We start from the raw sequence: 25,034 nt of genomic DNA, 5'->3' as shown, positions 1-25,034 counted from the left end.
TGTCCTGCATGAACCGGTTTAGCTGTTGTCCCAGATCGGACGGAGCAGTCGCTCCGTCAACGAGGGGCCGACCAAGCTCGATAGCAGCTCGTAGAACGTGCGAAAAAGTGCGCTGCCGCCATGGAGGGCGACCGTGTTGCCTTGCTGCATCAATGCGGCTTCCAGCGGAGCCAGATCCAGTGCCGTGGGCAGAGCCTCGGTCACGCGGGGTAGCCATTCATGGGCCGCGCCGGTGAGGATCAGGCTCCGTTTGTAAAGCATAGCGACGCCCCTCGACCCGAGGATGGGGCCCAGGCTGGTGTCGATCTCGTTCCAGATGGAAACGATGGCTTGGGCGACATCGGCAACGCCGGGTTCTTTGCCTGCCCGCCGTCCGAGCGCCTCAACGATGCGATCACTCTCTAGACCAGCCACAGGAATGACCTGCCCAATTTTTGGGACGTAGACCCCCACCATACGCTCTCTTGAGCCCTTCGTCGCAGGAGAGTGCCTGCGGCACCCGGTCGCCAGGGTTAGCCCTACGCCATTGGGCTTCGAAAGTGCTATCAGGCCAGGCTGATCGCCACGATGGCGACCAGGGCGAGCGCCAACCCTGTCATACGCATGGGCCCCGGCCGCTCGCCAAACGCGACGATACCCACCAGCGCGCCAAGCACCACCACCCCGATATTGACGGTCGAGAACACCAACGAGGGATGCGCTGCCAGCGCCTGGTGACCGCGGATGTAGCAGTAGATGTTGGCGAAGTTGGCCGCGCCCAGCACCAGGCCCGCGCCGAAATTGCGCAAAGTGAAGGTGGTCTGGCTCGCCAGCAAGGCAATGAGCGACAACATCAGCGCCAGCACGAACGCCGACAGCAGCACCGCCGGAAACGAGGTACCGCTCTGCGCCACGAACTTCAGCAGCACGTCGATCACGCCGAAGCCCACGAACACCAGCCACGGCCAATGCGATGCACCGCGCGGGCTGCCATCACGGCGCCCGGCGATCGCCAGCACCACGGCGATCAATCCCAATGCCATGCCGCCAGCCTTGGCCGCCGTCGGCACGTCACCGAACAACACGGCTGCAGCGGTGAGCGACACCACCAACGATAGGCGCTGGGCGATCTCGCTACGCACGATGCCAGCCGTGGTCACCGAGCGCGCCAACGCCACGAACACCGCGGGCAACAGCACGCCAAGGCCGACGAAGGCGACATACACCGATGCCGGCTGCTGCACCGATGGCATCGCGGGCCTGAGCAACAACCAGGTGAGCAAACCCGCAGATAGGTAATTGAAGGCGATCGCCTGCTTGGCATCCACGCTCCAGCCACGGGCCAATCGCAGCAGCACCGATACAAGCACGCTGCAGCAGACGCTTAAGATGATCCAGATCAACGCAGTGACGCCGCCTCGCGAGCCAATGCCTCGATGGCGGCGAAGTCGCGCGTCTGCAGCAGATTGGCCGGCGTAAGCCACGAACCGCCCACGCAGGCGACGTTCGGAAGCACCAGGAAATCCTTCGCGTTCGAGAGGCTGATCCCGCCCGTGGGGCAAAAGGTGATCTGCGGCAACGGGCTGGCCCACGCGCCGATCAACTTGGGGCCGCCTGCCGGTACTGCCGGGAAGAATTTTTGGAAACGGTAACCGCGCTCGAGCAATTCCATGGCCTCGCTGGAGGTGGCCGCACCCGGAAGCAACGCCAGTTCCGAATCGTCGGCGGCATCAAGCAAACGCGGCGCACTGCCCGGCGACACGGCGAACTTCGCGCCAGCCTTGAAGGCGTTTTCCAGATCTTTCGCGGTAAGCACCGTACCGACACCCACCACGGCGCCCTCTACTTCCGCCGCGATCGCGCGCACGGCGTCGAGCGCTGCAGGCGTGCGCAAGGTGACCTCGATAGCAGGAATACCGCCGGCCACCAGCGCACGAGCCATGCCCACGGCGGCAGCGGCATCGTCGATGATCACCACCGGGACCACAGGCGCCAGGCGCAGGGTGCGCTCGACGAGTTGCTGCTTGGCATCGTTACTCATGGGAAACCTGTGTCTGTATTAGAAGACGCCGGCACCGGCATCGGCGGTGTTGGCAGCATTGCGGAAGATGGCGAAGAGCTCGCGCCCCATGCCGAACTGGTTGCCGGCAAGGTCGGCCGTGGCGCATACGCGTTGCGACCATTCATCCTCGGCCACCAGCACCTGGACCGTGCCGGCATGGGCATCCAGGCGCACCATGTCGCCGTCGCGGATCTTGCCGATCGGGCCGCCGGCTTCGGCTTCCGGTGTCACGTGGATCGCCGCCGGCACCCGGCCGGACGCACCAGACATGCGGCCGTCGGTAAGCAAGGCCACGCGATGGCCGCGGTCCTGCAACACGCTTAACGTGGGCGTGAGCTTGTGCAGCTCCGGCATGCCGTTGGCGCGCGGACCCTGGAAGCGAACCACGGCAATGAAATCGCGATTCAACTCGCCGCGTTCGAAGGCGGCCTTGATGTCGTTCTGGTGGTCGAACACCACGGCCGGGGCTTCGATCACCATGCGGTCTTCAGGTACCGAGGAAATCTTGATCACCGCCTTGCCGACATTGCCCGAGAGCATGCGCAGGCCGCCATCGGCGCGGAAAGGTTCGGACGCCGCGCGCAACACGCCACGGTTGCCGCTTTCCTTCGACACAGGGCGATATTCAAGATTGCCATGCGCGTCGATGCCCGGCACCTGGCGATACGCATCCATGCCCTGCCCCGCCACCGTGCGCACATCGCCGTGCAGCAGGCCGGCGTCTAGCAACTGGTCGATCAGGAAGGTCATGCCGCCGGCATCGTGGAAGTGATTCACGTCGGCGTAGCCATTAGGGTACACGCGCGCCAGCAGTGGAATCACGCCAGAAAGCGCGTCGAAGTCGTCCCAGCGTAAGTCGATGCCCGCGGCGCGCGCGATGGCCACCAGGTGCAGCAGGTGGTTGGTGGAACCGCCGGTGGCGTGCAGGCCGATCACGCCATTGACGATCGATCGCTCGTCGATCATGCGGCCGACCGGCGTGTATTCACTACCCAGCACGGTGATCTGCAGCATGCGCTTGACCGCTTCCGCGGTAAGCGCATCGCGCAGCGGCGTGTCCGGCAGCACGAAGCTGGAACCTGGCAGGTGCAGGCCCATGATCTCCATCAGCATCTGGTTGGAGTTGGCCGTGCCGTAGAAGGTGCAGGTGCCGGCCGAGTGATACGAACGCGCTTCGGCTTCGAGCAATTCCGCGCGATTCGCCTTGCCTTCGGCGTAGGCCTGGCGCACCTTGGATTTTTCTTCGTTGGAGATACCGCTGGGCATCGGGCCCGACGGGATGAAGATCGCCGGCAGCTGGCCGAAACTCAACGCGCCGATCAGCAGGCCCGGCACGATCTTGTCGCAGATCCCCAGGTACATGGCGCCGTCGAACATGTCGTGCGATAGCGACACCGCGGTGGCCATGGCGATCAGGTCGCGCGAGAACAGCGACATCTCCATGCCGGGCTGGCCCTGGGTGACACCGTCGCACATCGCCGGCACGCCGCCGGCCACCTGCGCCGTGGCGCCATGCTCGCGAGCCAGATGTCGGATCAGGTAGGGATAGCGCTCGTACGGCTGGTGGGCCGAGAGCATGTCGTTATAGGAATTGATGATGGCGATGTTCGCCGCGGGGCCGTCGCGCAGCGCGGCCTTGTCTTCCGGGCCGCAGGCGGCGAAGCCGTGGGCAAGGTTGCCGCAGGAAAGATGGCGCCGCTGCGTGCCGTCGCCTTTGGCAGCGTCCACGCGCGATAGGTAGGCATCGCGACCCGGGCGGCTGCGCTCGACAAGCCGTGCAGTGACGGCCGCGACCGTCGGGTGAAGACTCATGGTGTTACGGGCTCCAGTAAACGTCGACCGGGGTCTTCGACTGCGAAAGCACGGCGGCGATGGGATAGTCGCCACCGTCGCGCGCTTCGTCGAATACTTTGCGCTTGTCATCGCCCTCGAAGTGCAGGAACAGCGCTTCGGTGTCGAGGATCCGCGGCAGGGTCAGGGTGATGCGTGGTTCTTCGGCGCCTTTGGCCGTCATGGAAATCACCGGCTCCTTGCCCTTCAGATCCAGCGCCTGCGCCAGATGATTTCCACCAGGGAAGAACGATGCGGTGTGGCCGTCGGGACCCATGCCCAACACCACCACGTCGAACGGCGTGGGTAGCGCGCCGATGGCCTTGGACAGTTCCACCGAGCCCGCGTCGGGGTCTTTCGCGCCGTTGTACAACGGCAGGAAGGTAGCGGCTTCGGCGTTCTGTTTCAGAAGAAAGTTGCGCAACAGGGCGGCGTTGGACCGATCGCTGGTTTCCGGTACCCAGCGTTCGTCTACCAAAGTAACGGTGACCTTCGACCAATCCACCTGCGCGCGCGCAAGCACCGCGAAGAACGCCTTCGGCGTGGTCCCGCCGGAAACGGCGATCACCGCATGCCCGCGCGCGGCGATGCCCTTCTTCAGCAGGGCCTCCACCTTGTGGGCCAGTTTGTCGGCCAGGGTGAGGCGGTCGGTGAATTCGTGCACGTGGACGGTTGGCTTGCTCATGCGGCTCTCCGGTTCTTCTTGTTACGGCGCGTCTTCGGTCCAGTTACGGCCGTCGCGCTCGATCAGCGCCACGGCGGCGCTGGGGCCCCAGGTGCCGGCGGTATACGCCTTGGGCGTATCGCCACTCGCTTCCCAGGCCTCGAGGATGGGGCCGGCCCACTTCCATGCAGCTTCCACTTCGTCTCGGCGCATGAATAGCGTGGGATTGCCGCGGACTACATCCAGCAGCAGGCGCTCGTAGGCATCGGGCTGCTGCACGCCGAAGGCACTGGCGAAGGTCATGTCCAGCGGCACGTGGCGCAGGCGCAGGCCGCCAGGGCCCGGATGCTTGATGGTGAGCCACAGCTTCACGCCCTCATCCGGCTGCAGGCGCACGGTCAGGCGGTTAGGCAGCAGCGGACCGGACGACGCATCGAAGATCGAATGCGGCAGGGCGCGGAAGGTCACCACGATTTCAGAGACCCGCGACGGCAGGCGCTTGCCGGTTCGCAGGTAGAACGGCACGCCGGCCCAGCGCCAGTTACCGATCTCCGCCTTGAGGGCGACGAAGGTTTCGGTACGCGACTCTTTTTCGCCGAGTTCTTCAAGGTAACCCGGCACGCCCTGGCCATCGGCGGCGCCGGCGCGGTACTGGCCTCGCACGGTGAACTGGGCGGCATTGGAATCGTTGATGGGGCGCAGCGAGCGCAGCACTTTGAGCTTTTCGTCGCGCACGGCGTCGGGCGCAAGCGAAGCCGGCGGCTCCATCGCCACCATGCAAAGCAGCTGCAGGATGTGATTCTGCACCATGTCGCGCAGCGCTCCGGCACGGTCGTAGTACGAGCCGCGACGGCCCACGCCAAGGGTTTCGGCCACGGTGATCTGCACATGGTCGATGTGGGCTGAATTCCACAGCGGCTCGAACAGGGCGTTGCCGAAACGCAGCGCCAGCAGGTTCTGCACCGTTTCCTTGCCCAGGTAATGATCGATGCGATAGATCTGCGACTCGGTGAAGAAGCGGCCCACGGCATCGTTGATGACGTTGGCGCTGGCAAGGTCGCGGCCGATGGGCTTTTCCAGCACCACGCGGGCGTTGTCGCCGTTCAGGCCATAGCCGCCCAGGCGCTCGCAGATATCGACGAACAGCTCCGGCGAGGTGGAGAGGTAGAACACCCGCACGTGATCGGGCTGGGCGCCCAGCATGGCGGCGAAGTCGTCCCAGCCATCGGCCTTGCGGGCGTCGAGCGGGCGATAGCCGACCATGGTCAGGAACGAATCCAGCGTGGCCGGCACGACATGATCCACCGCGGCTTCAACCGCCGCGCGCACCTGGGCGCGGTAGCCGTTGTCGTCCAGCGCCTCGCGGGCCACGCCCACGATGCGGCTTTCCGGACGGATCTGGCCGTCGATGTAGCGGTGGTAGAGCGCGGGCAGCAACTTGCGGATCGCAAGGTCGCCGGTACCTCCGAAGATCACCAGGTCGAAGGGCTCGACGGGCAAGGAAGCAACGGACACGGCACACCTCGAAGCTAGGGGAATTGGGTGTCAGCGATCATACCAGTGCCATACCACGGGTTTCCAGTGGGCCGGTGCTGCCAGGCAGGAATCGCGAAATAGTTTCATTTGGAACGATCTGTAATCGTTTTCTTGGGTCAAACGACCGTTTATATCGTGCCTTCAGCCCAAGTCCCTGAGTTCAGGCTTGCCGCACTGGTCCGGCATTGGTATCTTCCCGCCTATGGAAAGCGCCCTGGTCAGCGAATACAACCGCCTGTACAGCGCTGCCGAAAGCCGGCAGCCGCTGGCCTACCTGCGCCTGCGCCACGCCATCCGCAATGTCATCGACCAGGGCGTGATGGAGGCGGGCCACGCCCTGCCCAGCGAACGCGACTTGGCCAAGGCCCTGGCGCTTTCGCGCGTCACCGTGCGCAAGGCGATCGGCGGCCTGGTGGAAGACGGGCTGCTCACCCAGCGCCATGGCGCCGGTACCTTCATCGCCGAGCGCATCGTCAAGCCGCTGTCGCGGATGACCAGCTTCACTGAAGACCTCCGCGCCCGCGGGCTGAACCCGCGCTCGGAATTCTTCGAACGCAGTATTGGCGAGGTCACCCCCGAGGAAGCCATGGCGATGAACCTCTCGCCGGGCGCCCAGGTGGTCCGCCTGCACCGGCTTCGTTATGCCGGCGACGAACCGCTGGCGATCGAACGCAGCGCCGTGCCGCTGGCCCTGCTGCCCGATCCGTCCGTGGTGGTCGATTCCCTTTACGAAGCGCTCGACACCTTCGGCCACCGTCCGCGCCGCGCCCTGCAGCGCCTGCGCGCGGTGGTCTTTGGTGCCGCCCAGGCGCGCCTGCTGCGGCTTCCCACCGGCAGCGCGGGCCTGAACATCGAGCGCCGCAGCTTCCTCGACGACGGCCGCGTCGTCGAATTCACCTGTTCCTGGTACCGCGGCGACATCTACGACTTCGTCGCCGAATTGCAGAGCGAATAAGACCCATGACCGATCCCAGCAGCACCCTGATGTTCCGCGAAGCGCACGAGGCCGCCGAGGTGGTGGAGCGCCAGCTTGCGCAGAACGAAGCGGTGGTGTCCGCGCTTGCCGCCCGCCTGCGCCAGCACTCGCCGAACATGGCCATCACTTGCGCCCGCGGCAGCTCCGACCATGCCGCGATGTACGCGAAGTACGTGCTGGAAACCCAGCTGGGCATTGTTACCGCGTCCGCTTCGCCGTCGGTGACGTCGATCTACAACGCCCCGCAGCGGCTGGAAGGCGCGCTGTACCTGGCTATCTCGCAATCGGGTCGTAGCCCGGACCTGGTCCGCAATGCCGAGGCCGCGCGTGCCGCCGGCGCCATCGTGGTGGCGCTGGTGAACGTGGAAGACTCCCCGCTGGCCGCTGCTGCGGAAGTGGTGATCCCGTTGCGCGCTGGCCCGGAAAAGAGCGTCGCCGCCACCAAGAGCTACATCGCGGCGCTGGTGGCCACCTTGCACCTGGTGGCCCGCTGGAGCGAGGACGAAGAACTCGATGCCGCACTTCGTGCCCTGCCCGCACAGCTGCGCCAGGGTTGGGACGCCGACTGGTCGAGCCTGGTGGACGGCCTGGTGGATGCGCGCAACTTCTTCGTGGTGGGCCGTGGCTACGGTTTTGCCATCGCGCTGGAAGCGGCGCTGAAATTCAAGGAAACCTGCGCCCTGCACGCGGAGGCGTTCAGCGCGGCGGAGGTCAAGCACGGACCGATGGCCCTGGTGGGCCCGGAATTCCCGGTGCTGTTCTTTGCCCAGGATGATGAAACGCTCGCCAGCACGCTGGCCGTGGCCAGCGAATTCCGCAACCGCGGCGCCCGTGTCTGGGTGGCCGCACCGGGTGCAACGGGTGAAGGCGCGTTGCCCCTGGCCGGTTCCAATGCGCTTACCGCGCCGGTCCTGACCATCCAGAGCTTCTATCGCGCAGCCAATGCGCTGTCGCTGCGCCGCGGGCTGAACCCCGATGTGCCGCCGCACCTCAACAAAGTGACCGAGACCGTCTAACGGTCCGGCCCATCGAATCGAAGAGAGAGATCCTCATGACCACCGCACTCGTCAACGGACGCGTCCTTACCGATCACGGCCTGCAGGGCGGTTTCGCCGTGCTGCTGGAAGGCGATGTCATCGCCGGGCTGGCCCTGCCGTCCGACCCGCGCGTGCGCGCCGCCGAGCGCCACGATCTGGAAGGCCGCGTGCTGTTGCCGGGCTTCATCGATTGCCAGGTGAACGGCGGCGGCGGCGTGCTGTTCAACGATGCGCCCACGGTGGAAACCATCCGCACCATCGGTGCCGCGCATCGTCGCTTCGGCACCACGGGCTTCCTTCCTACATTGATAAGCGACGACGTGGACGTGATGCGCCGGGCCATCGAGGCGGTGAACGCGGCAATCGAAGAGGGCGTGCCGGGTGTGCTCGGCATCCATCTGGAAGGTCCGTTCCTGGCGCCCGAGCGCAAGGGCGTGCACAACCCGGCGAAATTCCGCACGGTCGACATGGACGACATCGCGATGCTGGCCGGCAAGCACAACGGCGTCACCCTGCTTACCCTGGCACCTGAACGCGCCAGCATCGACACCTTGCGCCAGCTCACCGAGGCTGGTGTCACCGTGGCCGCCGGCCACACGGCGTCCGACTACGAAACCATGCGCGATGCCCTGCGCAATGGCGTGCGTGGCTTCACCCACCTCTTCAACGCCATGACCCCGTTCACCAGCCGCGAACCCGGCGTGGTGGGCGCGGCGCTGGAAGACCCGCACAGCTGGTGCGGCCTGATCGTGGACGGCCATCATGTGCACCCGGCCACCCTGCGCGTGGCGATTGCCGCCAAGCCGCGGCAGAAGATGTTCCTGGTGACCGACGCCATGCCACCGGTGGGCGCGTCCGATCCGTCGTTCGTCCTGAACGGTGAAAAGATCACCGCCCGCGATGGCGTGTGCCAGACGGCAAGCGGTGTGCTGGCCGGTTCAGCCCTGGATATGGCCACGGCGGTGCGCAACACCGTGGAAATGGTGGGCGTGCCGCTGGCCGAGGCCGCGCGCATGGCTTCCACCTACCCCGCCGCGTTCCTGGGCCTGGAAAAGATCTTCGGCAAGGTCACCGCTGGCTACCGCGCCGACCTCGTTGCCCTGAACGAAGACTATTCCGTCTATGAGACCTGGATCGCCGGCGCCTGCCAGCGCTGCGAGTAATCGGCGCACAGGGGAACCTGCTACCATGCGCCCCGTCCAGGTGTCCTGAGGGTGTTCACCCAAGGGATGAAACGGGAAGCCGGTGAGAATCCGGCGCTGCCCCCGCAACGGTAAGCGACGCAAGGAACGGCAAGACGCCACTGCATGATAAGTGCGGGAAGGTGCCGTTCCCCTCGGGATCGATGGTCCCGACGTTCGCCAGCCCGGAGACCGGCCCGGATATCCGCGCAAGCGGATTGAAGCTGCTGGTGGCTCGCGGAGGGCGAAGCCGGACCTGGCCCGCGCCCGTGCGCGACCTCGTTCTATTCCTTCCTTCGTGCCGCCGGTCCGTTCGAACCCCGGGACCCGCACAACCTCATGAAGAAGACCCTGCTCGCCGCGGCATTGCTCGCCGCCACCGCCACCGCCGCCCACGCCGCGGACGAAACGCAACCGCAAACCATGCAAACGGTGGTGGTGACCGCCACCCGCACCGCCACCCCGATCGACGACACGCTGGCACCGGTGACGGTAATCACCCGCCAGGACATCGACCGCCTGCAGCCGCAATCGGTGCAGGACCTGCTTACCGGCCTGCCTGGCGTGAATTTCGCCAATGCCGGCGGCCTGGGCCAACAGACCTCGATGTTCGTGCGCGGCACCAACTCCTCGCACACCCTGGTGTTGATCGACGGCGTCCGCGTAGGCACCGTCGCTGCGGGGCTACCGGCCTTCGAGCAGATTCCGGTGGAACAGATTGACCATATCGAGTTCGTCCGCGGCCCGCGTTCGAGCCTTTATGGTGCCGACGCCATCGGCGGCGTGCTGCAGATCTTCACCCGCCATGGCGAAGCCGGTGAAGCGCCGACACCCTCGCTGGCGCTCACCGCGGGCAGCCACAGCCTGGTCGACGGCCAGGCGGGCATTTCCGGCGGCACCGACCATGGCTGGTACAACGCCAGCCTCGGCGGCCAGTACACGCGCGGCATCAACGCCTGCAAGGTCGGCGCCGCCGAAGCCTTCGCCGGCTGCTTCGCCGACCAGCCCGACAAAGATGGCTACCGCACCTATAACGCAGCACTTTCCGGCGGTTACCGCTGGGACAACAACGTAGTGCTGACCGGCAGCTTCCTGCGCAGCAAGGGCGACATCGAATACGACGGCGACTTCGGCAACTTCACCCGCCGCTCGCAGCAGGTGGTGGGCGGCAGCCTCGCCTTCCCGGTAACCGACATCTGGAACATGAACGTGGCCGTGGGCCAGAACCAGGATCGTGCCGACAACTACGCCTTCGGTCCGCGCATCGGCTTCGGCTATTCGAAGCGGAACCAGGCCAGCTGGCAGAACGATTTCACGCTGGCCCCGGGCCAGTCGTTGTCCGCCGGCGTGGACTACAGCCAGGAACGTTTGGACAGCGACACCGGCTACCTTGCCGACAGCCGCAACAACACCGGCGTGTTCGCCCTGTACCAGGGCCGTTTCGACGCCAATGAGATTCAGCTTTCCGGCCGCCACGACCACAACGAGCAGTTCGGCAACCACAACACCGGCGGCATCGCCTACGGCTACCACTTCGACAACCAGATGGTGCTGTCGGCTTCGTGGGCGTCGTCGTTCCACGCACCCACCTTCAACGATCTCTACTATCCGTTCGGCAGCGGCAACCCGAACCTGAAGCCTGAATCCGGCCGCAGCTACGAGATCGGCCTGTCGGCGCGGCCTGGCGCGTGGAACTGGGCGGTGAATGCCTACCAGACCAAGCTCACCAACCTCATCGGCTACGACGAGTTCTTCGTACCGATCAACGTGGCACGCGCCCGCCTGCGCGGCGTCGAAGGCCAGTTGGGCGCGGATGTGGATGGCTGGCACCTGCGTGCCTCGGCCACGGTGCAACAGCCGATCAGCCAGGCCGATGACGGCACCGACGGCAACCTGCTGGCACGGCGTCCGCGTCGCATGGGCCGCGTAGACCTTGACCGCGACCTTGGCGACTTCAGCGTGGGCGGCTCGGTTTACAGCGCCGGCTACAGCTACGACGACGCTGCCAATTCCGCGCGCCTGGGCGGTTACACCACGGCCGATGTCCGCGCCAGCTGGACGTTCCGCCCTGCCTGGAGCATCCAGGCGCGGGTCGCCAACCTGGCCGACCGGACCTACGAAACCTCCCGTTACTTCAACCAGCTCGGCCGCACGTACTACCTGACATTGCGCTATTCGCCGGCTCGCTGAACGATTTGCATCGTTTGAAACGATGAAGGGGCGGTGGAGGCCGACACATGCCGCCGCCCCTGCCTTTCGGCACGGACATACTTCCTGCACACGCGTTCGTCATCGTCCGCGCCTAACGTGGCGGCACGATACCCCGCCTGCCCGTTAAACTAAGGCGCGCGGAAACGGTCAAGGAAACGACGCGTGCAACGCGGTTCGCCAGGAGAGGCGACCGCCCGGGAGGTTTGTGAACATATTCGCGCCATTCATCCGTCGGCCCGTGGGCACGTCGCTACTTGCCTTGGGATTAGTCCTGTGCGGCATCGTCGCGTACATCCTGCTGGGCGTGGCCGCCCTGCCCTCGCTGGAGTTTCCCGGCGTGGTGGCGTTTGCCCAGATGCCGGGAGCCAGCGCGCAGGTGATGGCCACCACCGTGGCCGCGCCGCTCGAACGCCATCTGGGCCAGATCCCGGGTATCGAGGAAATGGTCTCGCAGTGCACCGAGGGCTCGTGCTTCGTGCAGGTGCGTTTCACCATGGACCGGACTGCCGATAAAGCCGCGCGCGACGTGCAGGCCGCGCTCAATGCCGCGGCGGTGGATCTTCCCCCCGGCATGCCGGCCCCGCCCAACTATTTCAAGTTCGATACCTCGCAGATCCCCGTGCTGCTGGTGTCACTGACATCCACCTCGCTGCCGCCCGACAAGCTCTACGACATCACCGACACCCTGCTGTCGCCCGCGATCGCCCAGCTGCCCGGCGTTGCCCGCGTGCAGATCTTCGGCGGTACCGCGCACGCGGTGCGGGTGGAGCTGGATACGGCCGCCCTCGCCTCCCAGGGGCTGTCGGCCAACGATGTTTCCCAGGCGCTGCGCGCCGCGAACGTCAGCTCACCCCAGGGAACGCTTACCGACGGTCGTTCGCAGATGACGGTATTGGCCAATGATGGCCTGCAGACAGCGGAAGACTTTTCCAAGCTGATCATCGCCACCAAGAACCAGACCCCGATCCGGCTGGCGGACGTGGCAAAGATCACCGGTGGCCAGCAGGACGAGTACCAGGCCGCGTGGTTCCAGGGCCGCCGCGCCGTGACCATGCAGATCAGCAAGCGCGCCAACGCGAACTCGATCGAAACGGCCCAGTCCATCCGCGACGAGATCCCGAAGTTCAAGCAGTGGCTACCGGCGGATGTGCAGGTCACCCCGATCTTCGATCTCACCCAGACTACGCAAAGCGCCCTGCATGAGGTGAAGATCGCCCTGCTGATCTCCATCGTCATGGTGATCCTGGTGATGCTGGTGTTCCTGCGCCGGCTGGGTCCCACCTTGATCGCTTCGCTTAGCGTGCCGCTGAGCCTGTCCGGCGCCTTCGTCACGATGTGGGCACTGGGCTATACGCTGAACACGTTGTCGCTGATGGCGCTGGTGCTGTGCATCGGCTTCGTGGTCGACGATGCCATCGTGGTGATCGAGAACATCGTTCGCCACATGGAAAACGGCTCCGACGCGATGACGGCCTCGATGGAAGGCACGCGCGAGATCGGCTTCACGGTGATATCCATCACCCTGTCGCTGGTGGCGGTGTTCGCGCCGCTGCTGTTCGGCAACAACCTGTTGGTGGTGCTGCTGCGCGAGTTTTCAGTGACATTGGCGGCGGCCATTCTTATTTCCGCCGTTATCTCGCTCACCCTTACACCGGCGCTGTGCGCCCGTTACCTCAAGCTCGATCGCGATCGCAAGCCTGGCCGGGTCGAGCTTGCCCTGGAGCGTTTCGACGCCGGCTTCCAGCGCATCTATGCCCGCGGGCTGGATTGGGCCATGCGCCACCGCCGTATCATGCGCTGGCAGCCCTTCCTGCTGTTGCTGGCTACGGTCGGCCTGGGTTTTGCGGTGGTGCAGACTGCCGGTGGCGGTTTCATGCCCGAGGAAGATACCGGGATGCTTCAGGGAAGCATCACCATCGATGCCAACGTGTCGCCGCTGGTGCTGGCCGAGCGGATGAAAGCGCTCGCCCAGATCATGCAGGACGACCCTGCCGTGCTCGACGTCACCACCGTGCTGGGCAGCAATAACCAGAACGGTGCGGTGGGCAACCAGGGTTCGGTTTTCGTCGACCTGAAGCCGCCGGGCAGTGGCCCGGGTGAGCGCAAGGACAAGATCCAGGTGGTGATGGATCGCGTGGGCAAGCAATACGAGAAAATTCCCGGCGTGCAGGTACAGATGCGCCGCATGCAGCTGCTTGGAGGCGGTGGTGGCAGCGGCAACGGTGGCCAGTATTCGTTCCAGCTGATATCCAACGACGGCACCCCGCTGCAGCCCTGGGTGCTGCGCGTGGTGCAGAAGATGCGCACGACCAAGCCATTCAAGGACGTCGGCAGCGACCAGGACCAGACCGGCAAGCAGCAGCTGGTGAAGGTTGACCGCGAAACGGCCGGGCGCCTGAAGATCACCATGGGCGAGATCGATACCTCGCTGTACAACGCCTTCGGCCAGCGCCAGGTGTCGATTATCTATTCCGACATCAACCAGTACTGGGTGGTGTTGACGGCCGCCGCCGCGCAGACACTTAGCCCGTCGGCGCTGCTCAATACCTATGTGCACACGCTGGACGGCAAGCTGTTGCCGCTGTCCACCGTGGCGAAGATCGAGGCCACCACCACGCCCGCCGCGGTGTCCCACCAGGATCAGCTCGAAGCTGCGGAGATCACCTACAACCTGGAAACGGGCACCAGCCAGCAAACCGGCAAGTCACTGTCCGAGTCCATCGTGCGCGCGGCCGGCCTGCCGCCAGGCATACACATGGAGTTCAACGGCGAGAACAAGCGCCTGAAGGATCTTCAGTCCAATTCAGGCACGCTGATGCTGGCGTCGATCCTTGCCATGTACATCGTGCTGGGCATCCTCTACGAAAGCCTTGGCCACCCGCTCACCATCATTTCCACCCTGCCCGCCGCCGGTGCCGGTGCGTTCCTGGCCATGCTGGTCACGCAAACCCAGCTCACCCTGATGGCGATCATCGCGGTGCTGCTGTTGATCGGCATCGTGAAGAAGAACGCCATCCTGATGGTGGACTTCGCGCTCACCGCGCAACGCGAACGAGGGCTGTCACCGGTCGATGCCATCCGCGAGGCCGCGCTGGTGCGCTTCAGGCCCATCACCATGACCACCCTGGTGGCGATGGGCGCGGCGCTGCCGCTGGCCGTAGGCATAGGCGTGGGTTCGGAGATGCGCCAGCCGCTGGGTATCGCCATTGTCGGCGGCCTGCTGGTGTCGCAGCTGCTTACCTTGCTGTCGACCCCCGCGATCTACCTGTTCAACCACGATCGCAAGCTACTGAAGGCGGCGCGGCGCGAACGCCGGGACGCACGCCGGGCACGCCGTCGCCTGCAGGCGGTCACGCAGAGCTAGCCACCCTACTCCGCCGGTGTGGCCAGCGCCGTGGTCGGCGGCTGCGCCACCGGCGGTGCATTGCCGAGCATGCGGGCCTGGCGCCATCCGCCGTAGCGGTAATACGCGATGGCCGCCAGCACCGACACCAGCGAGCCCAATGGGAAGCTCCACCATATGGCGTCGGCGCCCCACTTCGGGCTTAACAAAAGCGCGAACGGATAGCGCACCAGCCATAACCCCAGGGTAAGGATCAACAGCGGCGCGTACACGGCGCCCGTAGCGCGCACTACGCCGAACAAGACAAACGTGATGCCGAAGAACAGGAACGACCACACCACGATGGCGTTGATGTGCTGGCCAATCATCACCGCGGCGCTGTCCCCATGCAGGAACAGCCGCAGTGCTCCCTGGTTGAACAGGTACACCAGCAATACCAGGGTGCCGCTAAGCATCACGTTGAACGTAATGCCCATCACGGCAATGCGGCTCACACGATCCCAGCGCTTGGCACCGACATTCTGCGCGACCATCGACGAGACCGCCGCGCCGATGGCGAGGGCCGGCATCTGGATATAGGTCCAAAGCTGCGCCCCCGCGCCATAGGCGGCAGCGGTCTGTGATCCATGCGCGTTCACCAGGGAAATCATCACCAGCGCAGAAGATGTGATCACCACCATCTGCAGGCCCATCGGCAAGCCCTTGGCCACCAGCGCGCGCAGGATGGTGAGATCCGGCCGCAGGTAGTGCAGTTCGTGGCGCCCGAAGGCGAGGAAATGCTTGCTGCGATAGAGCCACCCAAGCAGGCCCGCCAGGGCGACGGTCTGTGCGATAAGCGTGGCCATCGCCGAACCTGCAATGCCCATGGCCGGCACCGGCCCCAGGCCGAAGATCAACAGCGGATTCAGGGCGATGTCCAGCCCCACCGATACCAGCATGAAATAGAAAGGCGTCTTCGAATCCCCGGCACCGCGCAAGGTCATCATCAGGAAGGTGTAGAAATACATCGCCGGCAACGCGACGAAGATGATGCGCAGGTAGGCAATGGCGAAGGGCTGCGCATCGGGCGGCGTGCCCATGATGCGAAGAAGCATTGGGGTGGCGACATAGCCCAGCACCGAAGCCAGCACCGAGATCCCGACGAAGAACGCCGCGCCCGTGCCCACCACGCGGCGGGCCTGCTCGATATCCCGCGCGCCAACACTCTGGCCGACCAGGATGGTGGTGGCCATGCCGATGCCGAACACCACGCCCAGCAGGAAGAACATGATCAGGTTGGCGTTGGTGGTGGCGGTGAGCGCCGCCTCACCCAGGTACCTGCCTACCCAGACGGAGTTGATGGAACCATTGAGGGACTGCAGCACGTTCACGCCCAGCGTCGGCAAGGCGAAGGCGAGCAGGGTGCGACCGATGGGGCCCTCGGTAAGGAGGTGGGAACGGGACGAGGGCGGCATCGGTACCTTGCTTTTAGTTAGTTGGTCTTGGCCTGGCGGGCGCGTTCCACCAGTGTTTGCGCGTGCTCACGGATATCCCGCGGCCAGCCCTGAATGTTCCGGGCAAACCCGATGTCGTCCTTGCGATAGAACGCACGCAGCGCCTCCTCGTAATTGGGAAGGTCGCCGGCCATGGCCTGCATGAAGCGATACGCTGCGTCCTCGGCCTGGCGCGCGTCGCCTTCGCCGGGGTTCGTGCGCATGGCATTTTCCACCAATTTGCGCAGGGTCACCGAGGCGCCCCCCGATTGAGTGGCCAGCCATTCCCAATGCCTCGGTAACAGCGTGACTTCGCGAGCCACTACGCCCAGGCGGGGACGTCCTGGTCCGCGACGAAGGGGTGGGGCGTCGACGGGCCCATCGTTGGAGGCCGCCTGTGGCATCACGCTGGAGACCGTCTGTGCGACGCTGCCGCGCCAGTCCGGATCGACCTGTCGGCCGGTTGCATCGTCGAACAACACGATCGAGGCCTGCGGCTCCTTCGACAGCACGGCCTTGCAGGCGGAAATCACTTCGGTAGCACTGCCATGGGCAATGCGGCGGGAGTCCTGGAATGCAGTGAGGCTGGCAATCATGGTGGCTTACCCTCGCATGGCTTTCGTACGGGTAATTTTCCACCGGGTAAAATCAAAATTCAATAAATTCCGGGTGAATTGCCGTTAACGCGCACTGTGCGTTTTCCTACGTTCAGGTTCACGGAGCATTTACAGTAATTAGAGAACCATACAGTTCATTTAAGTAGGAATGAGATTACAACCATGCACTTGAAGCGCGCGACGCGGGGCCTGGTGGCCGCCGCGGTGTTGGGTTTTGCAAGTATTTCCGCCAGCGCGCAACGCATTGAGATCCAGGGTGGCCGCAGCTACATGGACTCCCATCCCACCAATGCGTACTTCATCGAGTCGATCTTCGCCGAAGCCCCCATCGGCCAGAGCCGTTGGACCTGGGCGCCGGATGTTTCGTTCGGTTATATCGAAGGCCGTGAAGGCCAGGGTGTCCGCCGTTACCAGGACTCCCATCCAGGCACCAAGGACAATGTGAAGCTGCTCGGCGCCGGTACCCGGCTGCACTATGGCCAGGTTGGCGACTGGTACCACCCCTTCTTCTTCAGCTTCCAGGTGGCCGCCCAGAGCGGAAGCACGCAGGCGTTGTCCAGCGGCTATGAATTCATCAGCACGCTGGGCTGGCAGTGGAAATTCCTGAGCCTGCAGATCCGCCATATTTCCAATGGCGGCTTCAGGGAGCCCAACCGCGGCGAGACGATGGCGCTGGTGGGCCTGGGCTTCGACTTCTAGTGTCCTGACGCCGCCGCGCCAGCCTTCGCCGTGAACGGCGGCTTGGCCAGGAACACCACGAACACCAGGATCGCGAACACCCACCCTAAGGCATGAAAGACCTCGTTGAACGAGATCTGGAAACTCTGCTGGGTGATGATGCCGTTGACCACCGCCGCCGCCGTCTGCGGGTCGCCGCCGCCGTACTGCGTCAGGGCCTGCTGGGAGACCTGGCTGAAGGGAGTGATGTTCTCGGCCAGCTGCTCGTGGTGCACGATCGCCCGGTGCTCCCACATGAAGGTGGTGATGGAGGCGGCGAAGCTGCCGCCGAGCGTACGCAGGAAGGTGGCAAGGCCCGAGCCCGCGGCAATCTCGTTGGGCTTGAGGTCCGACAGCAGGATGCTCAGCACCGGCATGAAGAACAACGCTACGCCTAAGCCCTGGATCAGCTGCACCATGGCCACGTGGTAGAAGTCGATCTCCAGGTAGAACTCCGACCTCAAGAAACACGTGCCGCCCATGATGATGAAGGCGATCGCGGCCAGGATGCGCAAGTCCACCTTGTGCGCATAGCGCCCCACGAACGGCGTCAATATCACCGGCAATATGCCCAGCGGCGCGCTGGCGAAACCCGCCCATGTCGATGTATAGCCGACATTACGCTGCAGCCACTGCGGCACCAGCAGACCGATGGCGAAGAACGCCGCATAGGCCAACACCAGCGCCAGCGTGCCGGCGGCGAAGTTGCGATGACGGAACAGCTTCAGGTTGACGATCGGGTCCTTGTCGGTGAGCTCCCAGATCAAGAACACCGCGATGCCGATGGCGGCGACGATGGCGGTGATCACGATGAAGGGGGAGTTGAACCAGTCCTCGTCGTTGCCCTTGTCCAGCACCACCTGCAGTGCGCCCACACCGATGATCAGGGTGATCAGGCCGACGTAGTCCACCTTCGGCTTTTCGGTGCGCTCCGGACGTCCCTTCATCTGTCCCGCCACCACGAAGCTGGCGAAGATGCCGATCGGCACGTTGATGAAGAAGATCCACGGCCAGGAATAGTTGTCGGTGATGTAGCCACCCAGGATCGGGCCCGCAATGGGCGCCACCACCGTCACCATCGCCAGCAAGGCCAGCGCCATGCCGCGTTTGGCCGGTGGATAGATCGATATCAACAGGCTCTGCGTGATCGGGTACATCGGGCCCGCCACCGCGCCCTGGATGGCGCGGAACAGGATCAGCATGCTCATGCTCTGCGCGATGCCGCACAGGAACGATGCCGCGGAGAACAGCAACGTGGCCCAGACGAACAGCTTCGTTTCGCCAAAACGTCGGGTAAGGAAGCCGGTGAGGGGCAGGGCGATCGCATTACTTACCGCGAACGAGGTAATCACCCACGTGCTCTGGTTCGAACTCACACCCAGGTTGCCCGCGATCGTCGGCAACGACACGTTGGCGATCGTGGTGTCGAGCACCTGCATGAACGTCGCCAGCGACAAGCCGATGGTCGAGAGCACGAGGTTCGGCGGAGCGAACGGTTTTGCGGCAGGCTGGGCTGACATGGGTATCTTCAGGACTTAAGTGGATTGGACGCAGCGAATGGCGACGGGCTCACTTCACCTTCGTCGTCTGATCGTCGCTGGTGGCGACGTTCTCGTGGATGATCTTCTCGATCTCCTCGTTCGCCTTGACCATCTGCTTGTCGTAGATGTCGGTGCTGAAGGCAGGCTCGGTCGGCGCCTTCTGCGCCAGCAGCGGGCCGTTCTGATCGTGCAGCGTGACGGTGACCACGGTCGACAGGCCCAGGCGCAGCGGATGCTGGTCGAGCTCTTCAGGCTTGGTGAACACCACGCGCACCGGGATGCGCTGGACGATCTTGATCCAGTTGCCGGTGGCGTTCTGCGCCGGCAGCAGCGAGAACGCACTGCCGCTACCCACGCCCAGGCTCTTCACCACGCCCGTGTAGCTCACCGAACCGCCGTAGGTATCAGCCTTGATCTTCACCGGCTGGCCGATGCGCATCTTGCCGAGCTGGGTTTCCTTGAAGTTGGCGTCGATCCACACCTGGTGCAGCGGCACCACGGCCATCAGCGCCGCGCCCGGCTGCACGCGCTGGCCTACCTGCACACCGCGCTTGGCGATGTAGCCATCCACCGGGGCGCGCAGGGTGGTGCGCACGTCCGCCAGGTACGTCGAGCGGAAGCGGGCGGAAGCCGCCTGCACGTCGGGGTGCGACGACACCACCGTGTCGTCCACCAGCACGCGGCTGGTGTTGTACGCCTGGTTGGCCGAGTTCAGCGCGCTCTCAGCGGAGATCAGCGTGTCCTGCGCGTGCGAAAGTTCCTCGGCGCTGATCGCACCGGACTTGGCGAGGTCACGGCGACGGTTGAAGTCGGCGCGGGCGCGGTCCACCGCGGTCTGGCGCACGGCCATATCGGACTTGGCGCTGTTGACGTTGTTGTACAGGCCGCGCACCTTGCGTACCGTGTTGGCAAGGTCGGCGCGGGCGCCGGCCAGCTGTACGTCCGCATCGGAGGGATCGAGCTTCACCAGCACGTCGCCCTGGTGCACCAGGTCGCCGTCGTCGGCACCGATGGAGGTCACCGTACCGGCGATCTGCGGGGTGATCTGCACCACGTTGCCGTTGACGTAGGCATCGTCGGTGTCTTCGTACCAGCGGCCATCGAAGTAATACCAAAGCCCGAAAGCGATCGCGGCCAGCACCAGCACGATCAGCAGCAGGCGAAGGAAAAAGCCGCGGCGGCTTTTCGGAGGCGTGGCGCCGACGGCGCCGGGTGTGGCGGAGGTTTCAGTGGTCATCGTCGTGCGGCCTTAGGATTGATCGTGGTTGGGCATGTCGGTGGGCGCGACGTTGAAGCCGCCACCGAGGGCCTGGATAAGTTGGACGGAAAGATCAACGCGCTGGGCCACCAGGGCTGCCATGCGCTGCTGGGCCACCAGCAATTGCTGGCGCACGGTCAGTGCTTCCAGGTAGCTGCCGACACCAGCTTTGTAGCGTTGCTGGGCAAGGTCGTAGGCCTGGCTTGCCGCATCCATCGCACGCTGCTCAGCCGCGATCTGGGTATCGAGCGAGCCTAAGCCGGTGAGGTCGTCGGCGATGCCGTTGAAGGCTTCCACCAGCACCTTGTTGTACTGGGCCACGGCGATGTCGTACTCGGCATCGACGTCGGCCAGGTTCGCGCGGCGACGGCCACCGTCGAAGATCGGCAGGCTGATCGCCGGTGCCACTTCGTAGAACAGCGACTGCGCGCTGAAGAGGTTCTTGGCGCCGCCGCTGGCCAGGCCCGCCATCGCGCCAAGCGTCACGTTGGGCATGAATTCCGCTTTCGCAGCCGTGATGCCGTGGCTGGCGGCTTCCACGCGCCAGCGTGCGGCGATCAGATCGGCGCGACGGCCCACGAGGTCGGCGGGCAGATTGTCCGGTGCCTCGATGGCCAGGGCATTGAGCGGATGCGGGCGTTCGATCGACAGGCCGCGATCCGGGCCCTGGCCCAGCAGCATCGCCAACTGCGTACGCGCCGTTTCCACCGCGTGGTCGGCCACTGCCACCTGCTGCTGCGCGCTGGCTACCAAACCGTCGTCCTGCTTCAGCTGCAACTGGCTGTCCACGCCGGCGGCCACGCGCTGGCCGGTGAGCTTGCGCGACTGGGTGGAGCGGTCAAGCTCGGCCTTGGCCACGTCCTGTTGCGCAAAGGCGTAGCCCAGCTGCACATAGGCACGGGCGATATTGGTGCTGACGAGAATTCGGGCCGCCTTGGCATCCACTTCGGCGGCGCGCGCTTTGCCCAGGGCCGCTTCCCATGAAGCGCGCTTGCCGCCCCAGAGGTCCAGGTCCCAGTTGAAGCTGGCGTAGCCGTAAGGGGTCCAGGTGAACTTTCCACCGATCGGCGCCGGGATCAGGTTGCTGGGCAAACGTGCCCCTGCAACGGAAGCGCCGGCATTGACGGTGGGCGCGCGCGCGGCATCCGCGGCGCCGGCCTGCGCGGCGGCCTGGCGGGCACGCGCATCGGCGGTGGCCAGGTCCGGATTACCTTTCAGGCCCTCGTTGATCAGGGCGCTGAGCTGGTCGTCGCCGAGGCTGGTCCACCAATCGGTCACGGGCCAGGCGGCCGGGGATACCTTGATGTCCGCCAGGGCTTTCTCGCCGTGCAGCGAGGAGGGTTCGGTGAGTTGGCCTTCCGGGTGCAGGCCGCCGCTGGAGGCGCAGCCTACGAGGGCCAAAAGCAGCGCAGTGGACGCCGCGAGTAGGTACGGACGCATAAGTGTTTGCCTAAGCAGAGATTCAGTCTTTGTCGCGGAGCACGCCAAGCATGCGCTGCAGGTAATCACGAAGCTGTACGCGTTCTTCGGAGGAAAGGTCGCGCTGCGCCTCTTCCAGCATCGCCTTGTGGGCGGTGCTCATATGGGTCCAGATCGCTTCGCCGGCCTCGGTAAGCTCGATACGCAAGGCTCGGCGGTCCTGTTCATGCGGACGCCGGCGCAGGTACCCCTTGGCCTCGAGCTGGTCGAGCAAGCGCGTCATGGCCCCGCCGTCCATTTCCGAGGCCCGCGCCAACTCCGTGGCCGACATCGGGCCACAGGCGGCCAAACGCTTGATTACCAGGAACTGGGTGTAGCGCAGGTCCATTCCCAGCTCGGCCAGGGCCCGCTCCAGGCCTCGTACCAGCTCGCCCCGGACCATGGCGATTAGCTGGCCGATGCTGTCCATTTCGGGGGTGTAGGGGCAGGATGGAGAACTCATGCCGCGTATTCTATTGCCGAAAATATAATTGTCAAGGCAAATATATTTTCGTCAGCTAGTTGTTGCAACGCAGCATTCAGCGAGCGTTGGCGCCAACCTCCAGTTCGTCGGCAATCAGCTGGCCGAGGGCCGGATCGCGCACATCGAAGAGTTCGAACAGGCCGAGGGCCTTTACCGTTGGCAATTGCGCCAGCAGGCGGGCTTCCACGGCGCGGCGGGTCGCCTCGGGCGTGGAGGGATCGAGCATGGCGTGGGCGCAGGCGACGAAGGTCGCCAATGCCTCGACGTCGGGAGCCGGCTCTCGAGCCGGCATGTGCAGGACATTCATCAAGACCATCCTTCGGTGGGGACGCGGGTGCTTGCCGACGGGTGAGCGTCGCAAAGGCTACGCTCGTCTGTGGATGTTCTGATATCGGTGCGCGGCCAAGTTATGTCGTAAATCGGCCAAGTTCGAGACTCAGGCCCGCGTGTCATCTTCCTGGTTGCGGAATGCGGCCTCGCCGGCATCGGATACTTCCACCCATTTCCTGTCGGGTGCTGCGCCTTCGGCATAGTTGTCGTGCCAGTTCCACCACTTGTACGTCGGGGTCTGCGGATAACCTTCGGGTGAATCTTCCCAGACCTCCTGGCGCCCCAGCGGCGTGATGTCCAGGTAGTTCCAGGTGCCGCCCATCTGCTCGTCGCCGCGGTTGTTGATGAAGTACGTGCGGAAGATGCGGTTGTCGTCATCGCGATAGAACACGTTGGTGCCGTGCCATTCGTCCACGCCGAAGTCGGCGTCGAAGCCATCGGTGAGGGTGAACCAGGGAATGTCCCAGCCCATCCGCGCTTTGAGCCTGGCGATGTCAACCTGCGGCGCGCGAGAAACGAATACCAGGGTGGTGTCGCGGGCGTTGAGATGCGCGACGTGGGCGACCTGGTCGGCCACCATCGAGCAGCCGCGGCAGGCGTGATCGGGCCAGCCGAATACGCCAGCTTCGAAGAACGCGCGGTAGACGATCAGCTGGCGACGGCCTTCGAAGAGTTCGCGCAAGCTCACCCGGCCTCGGGGTCCTTCGAATGCATAGGTTTCCTCAACCGCCATCCACGGCATGCGCCGACGCTCGGCGGCCAGGACATCACGGGCTTTCGAATGCGCCTTTTCCTTCTCCAGCATTTGCTGACGTGCGTCTTCCCAAGCTTGCGGCGACAGCACCGGCGGAGTGTGCATGGCAGGTTGCGCGCAGTTCTTTTCGTTCTTGTCCGACGTGGTCATGGCGATAAACCTCCGAATCTGGGTGAATTCCCATAGTCGAGAGATAGTTTTGGCGCTGCACACCAAATGATGAGAGTAACAAGCGCGGCGTGATTCCCCAGTGGTCATCCATGCCGTCCACCGTCAGGTTGACAGTCACGGGCGTTCGGTCGAATGCGTCGGCGAATACCGCCGGAGGCTACGGCTGCTGGATGAAGGTCACTACTTCCAGAGGGCCGGGCATGCCCGGTGTCCGCCTGCGTGCAACATCATGCGTCCAGGCCTGGTTGCTGCCGAACGCTTCGATCGACGGGAATTTCCCATCCACCTGAAATCCCTCCATGGCATAGGGAAGCCCTTCAGCCGCTAGGGGCACGTTGGCATCGGCGACATGCATGTGCAGGTGCGGGCCAGTGGATTGGCCGGTAAACCCAAGCTTGCCAATCACATCGCCGCGGTGCACGTGCTGCCCCGGATGCACGCGCACGCTGCCAGGCTTCAAATGCTCGAAGAAAACAAAGCGTCCATCGCCGAGGTCAAGCGCCACATAGTTACCGGTGGCGTCCCCGATGGGCACGCGTGAAGGCCCGGGTGCCACCACGCCTGGCTCGGCAACGTTATCGCGTGTCGCGACCACGGTGGCGTCGGCCACCGCAAGCACATCCACGCCATAGCTGAACCAGCTGGCGGGCTTGCTGCCGTCGCCACTGGCGTGCGCACCGTTGGCGTCGACCTTGATCCAGTCGATGGCGAAGCGGCCGGGCAGGTGCAAGGTGCCGTCCACCGCATAGAGCACGCGGCGGTGGCCACGCGCCCACGAGGCATCGTAGATCGCCACCCATGGACCGCCGCGCAAAGGTGGACCCAGCGCCACCGGGTCTGCCTGGCGCGGCGTGAACCTGCCGCCCTCCACGGTGAAATGCTGCGTCGTTCCCGCAACCGAGTATTCGATCCGGTGCTTGATGGCCACTTCGCCCGTTGGCGCCGGCAGCGAGACGTAGATCGTGGCGTGTCCGCCTGGTGCGACGGATCGCTTCGCCGGCAGGGACTGCACCTGTCCGACTGCGTCATCCAGCGCCTTGCCGTCCAGGTGGCCCAGGGCGTTGCCGGTCGCCACATCCAGCGCATCGACACTTTCCAGCTGAAGGACATCTTCGGAAAAGTTGGTCAGCTGCAGTTCGTACACAAGTTCGGTTTTGTCGCCGAGCACGGCGGGCTGGGGCACCCACGGCACCTGGATGTCGAACGATTGGCGTATGGTCGACGGTGCCGCATGGACGAAGCCGGACGTCGCGAAAATAACAACGGCGAGGGCACCGATACGCCCGGCCGCACGACGTTTTTCTGCACCTTGCAATAAGCCAGCCATTGCCACGCCTTTGTTCGACCGGATTCGAAGCATGGTCAACGCGCAAGCCCTGGCGCCAGTGCCTGAAGTCAACCTTGTCGTGGCAT

General features: G+C 64.7%; 21 protein-coding genes and 1 riboswitch. Of the genes, 6 read left to right on the top strand and 15 right to left on the bottom strand.

Annotated features, from left to right (window positions below):
* Positions 1-18 precede the first annotated feature (18 nt).
* The 6 genes from NDK18_RS15125 to zwf form a co-directional block, all read right to left on the bottom strand.
* Entirely contained in the window at positions 19-456 is a 438-nt protein-coding gene (locus tag NDK18_RS15125) for a hypothetical protein (protein ID WP_250628239.1), read from the bottom strand.
* Positions 457-545: 89 nt separating this feature from the next.
* A complete protein-coding gene (locus tag NDK18_RS15120) occupies positions 546-1,382 on the bottom strand; it encodes a DMT family transporter (protein WP_250628238.1) in 837 nt (278 codons plus the stop codon).
* A complete protein-coding gene (gene eda, locus NDK18_RS15115; RefSeq protein WP_250628237.1) occupies positions 1,379-2,020 on the bottom strand; it encodes a bifunctional 4-hydroxy-2-oxoglutarate aldolase/2-dehydro-3-deoxy-phosphogluconate aldolase in 642 nt (213 codons plus the stop codon). Before eda ends, NDK18_RS15120 begins: the two co-directional genes overlap by 4 nt.
* A gap of 18 nt (positions 2,021-2,038) precedes the next feature.
* Positions 2,039-3,853, bottom strand: coding sequence for a phosphogluconate dehydratase (edd, locus tag NDK18_RS15110; protein WP_250628236.1), 1,815 nt, complete (start codon positions 3,851-3,853; stop codon positions 2,039-2,041).
* 4 nt (positions 3,854-3,857) lie between these two features.
* A complete protein-coding gene (gene pgl / locus NDK18_RS15105) occupies positions 3,858-4,556 on the bottom strand; it encodes a 6-phosphogluconolactonase (RefSeq protein ID WP_250628235.1) in 699 nt (232 codons plus the stop codon).
* Positions 4,557-4,577: 21 nt separating this feature from the next.
* A complete protein-coding gene (gene zwf, locus NDK18_RS15100) occupies positions 4,578-6,050 on the bottom strand; it encodes a glucose-6-phosphate dehydrogenase (RefSeq protein WP_250628234.1) in 1,473 nt (490 codons plus the stop codon).
* Positions 6,051-6,273: 223 nt separating this feature from the next.
* On the opposite strand from zwf, the gene NDK18_RS15095 reads away from it, so the two are divergent.
* The 5 genes from NDK18_RS15095 to NDK18_RS15075 all read left to right on the top strand — a co-directional run bounded on the left by NDK18_RS15095 (position 6,274) and on the right by NDK18_RS15075 (position 14,840).
* Positions 6,274-7,026 (top strand): GntR family transcriptional regulator, encoded by a 753-nt coding sequence (locus NDK18_RS15095; protein WP_250626242.1) that lies wholly within the window; start codon positions 6,274-6,276, stop codon positions 7,024-7,026.
* 5 nt (positions 7,027-7,031) lie between these two features.
* Positions 7,032-8,063: an SIS domain-containing protein gene (locus NDK18_RS15090; RefSeq protein ID WP_250626241.1), complete on the top strand. Its 1,032-nt coding sequence runs from the start codon at positions 7,032-7,034 to the stop codon at positions 8,061-8,063.
* A 35-nt stretch (positions 8,064-8,098) separates the two neighbouring features.
* A complete protein-coding gene (gene nagA, locus NDK18_RS15085) occupies positions 8,099-9,247 on the top strand; it encodes an N-acetylglucosamine-6-phosphate deacetylase (RefSeq protein ID WP_250628233.1) in 1,149 nt (382 codons plus the stop codon).
* Between the two features lie 21 nt (positions 9,248-9,268).
* Positions 9,269-9,480: riboswitch (cobalamin riboswitch) on the top strand.
* Positions 9,481-9,604: 124 nt separating this feature from the next.
* On the top strand, positions 9,605-11,455 hold the full coding sequence (locus NDK18_RS15080; RefSeq protein WP_250628232.1) for a TonB-dependent receptor domain-containing protein: 1,851 nt from the start codon (positions 9,605-9,607) through the stop codon (positions 11,453-11,455).
* A 226-nt stretch (positions 11,456-11,681) separates the two neighbouring features.
* Positions 11,682-14,840: an efflux RND transporter permease subunit gene (locus NDK18_RS15075; protein WP_250628231.1), complete on the top strand. Its 3,159-nt coding sequence runs from the start codon at positions 11,682-11,684 to the stop codon at positions 14,838-14,840.
* 5 nt (positions 14,841-14,845) lie between these two features.
* Here the strand turns inward: NDK18_RS15075 and NDK18_RS15070 are convergent, their stop codons facing one another.
* Positions 14,846-16,273 (bottom strand): MATE family efflux transporter, encoded by a 1,428-nt coding sequence (locus NDK18_RS15070; RefSeq protein WP_250626237.1) that lies wholly within the window; start codon positions 16,271-16,273, stop codon positions 14,846-14,848.
* Positions 16,274-16,290: 17 nt separating this feature from the next.
* Complete coding sequence (locus NDK18_RS15065) at positions 16,291-16,887, bottom strand: DUF2239 family protein (protein WP_250628230.1); 597 nt, start codon at positions 16,885-16,887, stop codon at positions 16,291-16,293.
* 183 nt (positions 16,888-17,070) lie between these two features.
* On the opposite strand from NDK18_RS15065, the gene NDK18_RS15060 reads away from it, so the two are divergent.
* Entirely contained in the window at positions 17,071-17,607 is a 537-nt protein-coding gene (locus tag NDK18_RS15060; protein WP_250628229.1) for an acyloxyacyl hydrolase, read from the top strand.
* On the opposite strand, the gene NDK18_RS15055 is transcribed toward NDK18_RS15060, so the two are convergent.
* The 7 genes from NDK18_RS15055 to NDK18_RS15025 all read right to left on the bottom strand — a co-directional run bounded on the left by NDK18_RS15055 (position 17,604) and on the right by NDK18_RS15025 (position 24,804).
* Positions 17,604-19,145, bottom strand: coding sequence for a DHA2 family efflux MFS transporter permease subunit (locus NDK18_RS15055; RefSeq protein ID WP_250626234.1), 1,542 nt, complete (start codon positions 19,143-19,145; stop codon positions 17,604-17,606). The two genes, NDK18_RS15060 and NDK18_RS15055, sit on opposite strands and share 4 nt — an antisense overlap.
* A 49-nt stretch (positions 19,146-19,194) precedes the next feature.
* Positions 19,195-20,403, bottom strand: a complete 1,209-nt coding sequence (locus tag NDK18_RS15050; RefSeq protein WP_250626233.1) for an HlyD/EmrA/EmrK family protein — start codon at positions 20,401-20,403, stop codon at positions 19,195-19,197.
* 12 nt (positions 20,404-20,415) lie between these two features.
* A complete protein-coding gene (locus tag NDK18_RS15045) occupies positions 20,416-21,864 on the bottom strand; it encodes an efflux transporter outer membrane subunit (RefSeq protein WP_250628228.1) in 1,449 nt (482 codons plus the stop codon).
* A gap of 22 nt (positions 21,865-21,886) precedes the next feature.
* A complete protein-coding gene (locus NDK18_RS15040; RefSeq protein WP_250626231.1) occupies positions 21,887-22,345 on the bottom strand; it encodes a MarR family winged helix-turn-helix transcriptional regulator in 459 nt (152 codons plus the stop codon).
* A 76-nt stretch (positions 22,346-22,421) separates the two neighbouring features.
* Entirely contained in the window at positions 22,422-22,673 is a 252-nt protein-coding gene (locus NDK18_RS15035; RefSeq protein WP_250626230.1) for a hypothetical protein, read from the bottom strand.
* Between the two features lie 129 nt (positions 22,674-22,802).
* Entirely contained in the window at positions 22,803-23,600 is a 798-nt protein-coding gene (locus NDK18_RS15030; protein ID WP_250628227.1) for a DUF899 domain-containing protein, read from the bottom strand.
* A 178-nt stretch (positions 23,601-23,778) separates the two neighbouring features.
* Positions 23,779-24,804 (bottom strand): M23 family metallopeptidase, encoded by a 1,026-nt coding sequence (locus NDK18_RS15025; protein ID WP_250628226.1) that lies wholly within the window; start codon positions 24,802-24,804, stop codon positions 23,779-23,781.
* Positions 24,805-25,034: the final 230 nt, after the last annotated feature.

Source organism: Pinirhizobacter soli, assembly GCF_015905305.1.
GTDB lineage: Bacteria > Pseudomonadota > Gammaproteobacteria > Xanthomonadales > Rhodanobacteraceae > Pinirhizobacter > Pinirhizobacter soli.
Note: the sequence above shows the minus strand (reverse complement) of the source record. Positions and strands in the feature narration are given on the sequence as shown.

Bases quoted from the DNA above. Each gene is read 5' to 3' on its own strand.
- NDK18_RS15060 (WP_250628229.1), top strand. From the start codon at position 17,071: ATGCACTTGAAGCGCGCGACGCGGGGCCTGGTGGCCGCCGCGGTGTTG.
- NDK18_RS15045 (WP_250628228.1), bottom strand. From the start codon at position 21,864: ATGCGTCCGTACCTACTCGCGGCGTCCACTGCGCTGCTTTTGGCCCTC.
- NDK18_RS15095 (WP_250626242.1), top strand. From the start codon at position 6,274: ATGGAAAGCGCCCTGGTCAGCGAATACAACCGCCTGTACAGCGCTGCC.
- edd (WP_250628236.1), bottom strand. From the start codon at position 3,853: ATGAGTCTTCACCCGACGGTCGCGGCCGTCACTGCACGGCTTGTCGAG.
- NDK18_RS15050 (WP_250626233.1), bottom strand. From the start codon at position 20,403: ATGACCACTGAAACCTCCGCCACACCCGGCGCCGTCGGCGCCACGCCT.
- NDK18_RS15125 (WP_250628239.1), bottom strand. From the start codon at position 456: ATGGTGGGGGTCTACGTCCCAAAAATTGGGCAGGTCATTCCTGTGGCT.
- NDK18_RS15030 (WP_250628227.1), bottom strand. From the start codon at position 23,600: ATGACCACGTCGGACAAGAACGAAAAGAACTGCGCGCAACCTGCCATG.
- NDK18_RS15090 (WP_250626241.1), top strand. From the start codon at position 7,032: ATGACCGATCCCAGCAGCACCCTGATGTTCCGCGAAGCGCACGAGGCC.
- NDK18_RS15070 (WP_250626237.1), bottom strand. From the start codon at position 16,273: ATGCCGCCCTCGTCCCGTTCCCACCTCCTTACCGAGGGCCCCATCGGT.
- pgl (WP_250628235.1), bottom strand. From the start codon at position 4,556: ATGAGCAAGCCAACCGTCCACGTGCACGAATTCACCGACCGCCTCACC.
- NDK18_RS15040 (WP_250626231.1), bottom strand. From the start codon at position 22,345: ATGAGTTCTCCATCCTGCCCCTACACCCCCGAAATGGACAGCATCGGC.
- nagA (WP_250628233.1), top strand. From the start codon at position 8,099: ATGACCACCGCACTCGTCAACGGACGCGTCCTTACCGATCACGGCCTG.
- eda (WP_250628237.1), bottom strand. From the start codon at position 2,020: ATGAGTAACGATGCCAAGCAGCAACTCGTCGAGCGCACCCTGCGCCTG.
- NDK18_RS15065 (WP_250628230.1), bottom strand. From the start codon at position 16,887: ATGATTGCCAGCCTCACTGCATTCCAGGACTCCCGCCGCATTGCCCAT.
- NDK18_RS15080 (WP_250628232.1), top strand. From the start codon at position 9,605: ATGAAGAAGACCCTGCTCGCCGCGGCATTGCTCGCCGCCACCGCCACC.
- NDK18_RS15035 (WP_250626230.1), bottom strand. From the start codon at position 22,673: ATGAATGTCCTGCACATGCCGGCTCGAGAGCCGGCTCCCGACGTCGAG.
- NDK18_RS15055 (WP_250626234.1), bottom strand. From the start codon at position 19,145: ATGTCAGCCCAGCCTGCCGCAAAACCGTTCGCTCCGCCGAACCTCGTG.